General features: G+C 73.0%; 4 protein-coding genes and 1 pseudogene. 3 read left to right on the top strand and 2 right to left on the bottom strand.

Annotated features, from left to right (window positions below; all coding sequences use genetic code 11):
* Window positions 1-274: pseudogene (locus GV126_RS32840) on the bottom strand (hypothetical protein); the annotation flags it as partial.
* A gap of 489 nt (window positions 275-763) precedes the next feature.
* Between GV126_RS32840 and GV126_RS32835 the strand changes: the two are divergent.
* Window positions 764-1459: a DUF899 domain-containing protein gene (locus GV126_RS32835; RefSeq protein WP_159674680.1), complete on the top strand. Its 696-nt coding sequence runs from the start codon at window positions 764-766 to the stop codon at window positions 1457-1459.
* 48 nt (window positions 1460-1507) lie between these two features.
* Here GV126_RS32835 and GV126_RS32830 read toward each other — a convergent pair whose 3' ends face one another.
* Entirely contained in the window at window positions 1508-2215 is a 708-nt protein-coding gene (locus tag GV126_RS32830; RefSeq protein WP_159674678.1) for a FadR/GntR family transcriptional regulator, read from the bottom strand.
* 239 nt (window positions 2216-2454) lie between these two features.
* Between GV126_RS32830 and GV126_RS32825 the strand changes: the two genes are divergently transcribed.
* Both GV126_RS32825 and GV126_RS32820 read left to right on the top strand, forming a co-directional pair.
* Window positions 2455-3681, top strand: coding sequence for a CaiB/BaiF CoA transferase family protein (locus GV126_RS32825; RefSeq protein WP_159674676.1), 1227 nt, complete (start codon window positions 2455-2457; stop codon window positions 3679-3681).
* Window positions 3678-4448, top strand: a complete 771-nt coding sequence (locus GV126_RS32820; RefSeq protein ID WP_159674674.1) for an enoyl-CoA hydratase/isomerase family protein — start codon at window positions 3678-3680, stop codon at window positions 4446-4448. The genes GV126_RS32825 and GV126_RS32820 overlap by 4 nt, the downstream gene beginning before the upstream one ends.
* Window positions 4449-4480 lie beyond the last annotated feature (32 nt).

Genomic DNA, 4480 nt, shown 5'->3' with positions numbered 1-4480 from the left:
CGACGACAGCGGGTCGGTCGGTGTCGGGCCTGCCTGTGGCGGATCGGTCCGTGACCGGCCTGTCGGTGCCGGATCGGTCGGTGACGGGCCGGTCGGTGCCGGATCGATCGGTGCCGGCCATGTCCTCCAGGTGTCGTGCACTGGCTCCGTTGGGCAGCAGGCTGATGGGCACGCGCTCGCCGCTCTGCGCCAACTGATAGCGCGCGCACTCACGCCACCGGTCGTCGCTGTCGCAGTAGTAGTCGCGCCACCCTTTCAGGCTCAACTTGAGCAAGGGGAAAAGGGGGCAGCCCACGGCATGCGCACAACCCACGTCGCTCCCTCCCGACCGGCGCGCACCACCCCCTCGACGGAAGGCGGTTGCCGCTCTCGGTTCTCGTCCGTTGCCGTGGCAGGCGCAGCACTGCGGTGACATGTGTGCCCGTCACCGGGTCCCGCCGTGACACACCCATTGTCCCGGCCCGCCGAGCGGCCTCCCCGAGTTTTCCGAACCGAGCCCATGACACCGTTCGGCGTGATAGGGCAACCCACCACCGCACGGACCACCGGGTGCGTGGATGTCCGGCGCCTCGGGCCTGGTGCGGGCGGTGCTCGGCCACCCGGGTCCCCGGTCGCCCGCTCGCCCGGCCGCCCGCTCGCCCGGCCGCCCGGCCGCTCGGCCGCCCGGTCGCTCGCCCGCTCGGCCGCCGATGAGTTCCAGGGGCTGCCGGGGTCTACCCCTGCAACCAGGCGAAAAGCTGAGCACGAGTTCTGTGAGGCCACCATGAGCACCCACGCACTTCCCCCCGTCGTCGACGCCGCGACCTGGGAACGCCGCCTCCAGGAGCTGCGGGTCCGCGAGAAGGCCGCGACACGGGAGCTGGACGCCATCGCCGCCGAGCGCCGCCGCCTGCCGATGGTCGAGATGCCCGACTACACCCTCGAGGGCGAGGACGGCCCCGTTCGGCTGGTGGACGTGTTCGACGGCAGGAGCCAACTGATCACCTACCACCACATGTGGTTCGCCGGGAAGGTATGGCAATGTCCGGGCTGCACGGCCTTCACGTCGCAGTTCACCCGGCTGGAGTTCCTGGACGACTACGACGCGCGGTTCGTCGTCGTCACCCAGGGTCCGATCAAGGAGGCACTCGCCTACAAGCAGCGGGTCGGCAACAGGATGACGTGGTACTCGACGGCGGGCAGCTCCTTCGGAGCCGATGTCGGCGCACCGCCCGACGGCGGATTCGCGGTCAACGTGTTCCTGCGCGACGGCGACACCGTCTACCGCACCTGGCACACCGACGGCCGGGGCACCGAGCAGCTCGGTCACACCTTCGCGCTGATCGACATCCTCCCCTACGGCCGGCAGGAGGAGTGGCAGGACTCCCCCGAGGGCTGGCCCCAGTCCCCCACGTACACCCGGTGGGCGGCGTCCCAGGACATCGCCGCCCTGTACGGTCCCGGATCCGGGCGCGACTGAACGGGCGCCGCACCCGCCGACCCCGGCAGTCCTGCCCGGTCGGCGGGGTCAGCCCAGTGCTTCGGCCTGCCAGTCCAGCAGCTTGACGTGCCCGACGGTGACCACGTGGTGGTGCATGGCCCGGGCCGCCGCCTCGCCGTCGCCCGCGCGGATGGCCTCGGCGATGGCCCGGTGCTGCTCGAGGGAGCGGGCCGGACGGCCCGGCTGGCGCAGTGACTCCTCCCTGCTCTCGGCGATGGGCAGGGAGATCTCCGACATGAACGCGGCGAGCAGGGGGCTGTGCCCGGCCGCGGTGACGGCGGCGTGGAACCGCTTGTCCTCGGAGACCCCCAGCTCGCCCCGCTCGACGGCCTCGGCCATCGCGGTCAGTGCCGCGTCGATCTCTCGAAGGTCGTCCTCGGTCCGGCGTGTCGCGGCGAGGAAGGCGAGCTTGGTCTCGAGCGCGTCCCGGGCGTCCAGCACGTCGGGAAGCCGGCGCTGCCGGTCGATCATCGCCTCCAGCGGTTCGGCGTCCAGCCGGTCCCGCAGGAGGTAGGTGCCGCCGCCGTGCCGTACCTCGACCAGGCCCTGCACCTCCAGGGCGACGATCGCCTGCCGGACGGAGGTCCGGCTGACGCCGAGCCGGTCCGCGAGATCCCGTTCCGGGGGAAGCCGGTCTCCCGCGTGCAGGTGCTCCTTGTGCACGTACTCCCGCAGCCTGTCGACCACCTGCTCGTACAGACGCGGGCGTGTCAGCGGGCGCAGCGAATCCGTCACGGCGCAGATCCTTTCCCCGTCCGGTCCCCCCGACCCCGACGCCGCTCTTGACATCGGTTCGGACCCGTCCAACACTCTAGCCCACGGTCCAGTGGTCCAGTGGTCCATCCAATTTTCGCCCAGTCGGCCCATCCGATCCGGTCGATCCGATCCGGTCCGTCCGATTCGGGCGATCGCCTTTCGGGCGATCCGTTTCGGGGCCCGGGCCCACGCCCGCTCGAGAAAGGCACCGCGCAGGCATGACAGCGTCCAAGGCATCGGTTTCCGCGAACGCCGCTCCCGGCGCCCTCCGTGGAACCCGCGTCCTCGATCTCTCCCGTATCCTGTCCGGCCCGCTGGCGACGATGGTCCTGGCGGACCTCGGCGCCGACGTCGTCAAGGTGGAGGACACCAAGGACGGCGACGACACCCGGCAGTGGGGGCCGCCGTTCCAGGGCACCGAAGCCGCCTACTTCCTCGCCGCCAACCGCAACAAGCGCGGCGTGTGCGTCGACCTCAAGGCGGAGCGGGGGCGCGAGTGCGTGCTGCGGCTCGCCGAGCGCGCCGACGTCCTGGTGGAGAACTTCCGCCCCGGCACCGCCGCCCGCCTCGGTCTCGGCTACGAAGAACTGTCCGCCCGCAACCCCGGCCTGGTGTACGCGTCGATATCCGGTTACGGCCAGACCGGTCCGTGGGCCGCGCGGCCCGGGTACGACGCGATCGCCCAGGCGCAGAGCGGCATGATGAGCATCACCGGCGAACGCGGCGGGCCCCCGATGCGCCCCGGCGTGGCCACCGCCGACATCGGCGCCGGCATGTGGGCAGTCATCGGCATCCTCGCCGCGCTCCATGCCCGCCGCGCCACCGGCCGCGGCCAGCACGTCGACGTCTCCCTGCTCGACGGGCAGCTGGCCTGGCTCACGTACGTGGCCGGCGGATACTTCGCCACGGGTGACACCCCCGGGCCGTACGGCTCCGCCCACCCCGCGATCGTCCCCTACCAGGCCCTGGCCACCGCCGACGGCCATCTGATGGTCGCCGCGGGGAACGACAGGCTGTGGCGGCGCTTCGCCGAGGTCATCGGGGAGCCACAGCTCGCCGACGATCCGCGGTTCGCCACCAACCCCGACCGTGTGCGCCACCGCGAGGCACTCGTCCCGCTGCTGGAGGCAGCGCTCACCCGGCGCTCCGGCGCGGCCTGGGCGGAGGCGCTGGACGCCGCCGGGGTGCCGTGCGCGCCGATCAGCACCGTCGACCAGGCACTGAGCAGCCCGCAGGCACTGGCCCGCGAGATGGTGTGCGTCCTGCGCCACCCCAAGGCCGGGGAACTGCGCACGGTCGGCTCCCCGCTCAAGCTGAGCGCCACCCCGGCCCGTATACGCACCGCTCCCCCGCTGCTCGGTCAGCACACCGACGACGTGCTCGCCGAGACCGGGTACAGCGCACGTGAGATCGAGGAACTGCGTGCCACCGGAGCGGTACGGTGACCGGCGGTTCGGGTGCGGTCGGCGTCCAGCGGGACGGCGGCGTCGCGACCGTGCGGGTGGGGACCGGGCGCCGGGCCAACGCGCTGGCCGGCCGCGACTGGCGCGCCCTGGCCACGCTGTTCGAGGACCTGGCCGACGATCCCACGCTCGGTGCGGTCGTCCTCTCCGGTGCGGGCGGCAGCTTCTTCAGCGCCGGCTCCGACATGCGCGAATGGCTGTCCGCCGATCCCGCGGACATCGACGCGGCCTTCGCCGCGATGGAGAGCGCCCTCACGGCCGTCGAGCGTCTTCCCGTGCCCGTCGTCGCACGCGTCCGGGGCACCGCCGCGGGCGCGGGCTGCCAGCTCGCGTGCGCCTGCGACCTGCGCGTCGTCGCCGACGACGCCCGGCTCGGCATGCCCGTCGCCCGCTGGGGGATCCTGGTGCCGCCGGCCTTCGCCGCCCGGATCTCGCTGCTCACCGGCCCCGCCGTGGCCCGTGACCTGCTGTTCACGGGACGGCTGGTGGACGGCCGCGAGGCGGTACGGCTCGGTCTGGCCTCCAGCCATGTCCCCGAGGCCGAACTGGACGAGGCCGTCGCCGCTGTCGTCGCCTCGATCACGGCCCAGCCGCCGGCGGCGATCCGCGCGGCCAAACGCGCGGTCGACACCCTGCTGGCGCCGGTCCGCGACCACCTCGCCAGGACACCGATCGGGCCGGCCGCGGACTACGCGAGCATGCAGGCCGGCCTGGCCTCCTTCCTCGCCCACGTCACCGACGCCGGCTGACCCGCGACGGCCCCCGGCCCACCGCCCCCGCT

The organism is Streptomyces mexicanus (genome assembly GCF_902506575.1).
In the GTDB taxonomy this organism is placed as follows: Bacteria; Actinomycetota; Actinomycetes; order Streptomycetales; family Streptomycetaceae; genus Streptomyces; species Streptomyces mexicanus.
This window is presented reverse-complemented; position numbering and strand designations above follow the sequence as displayed.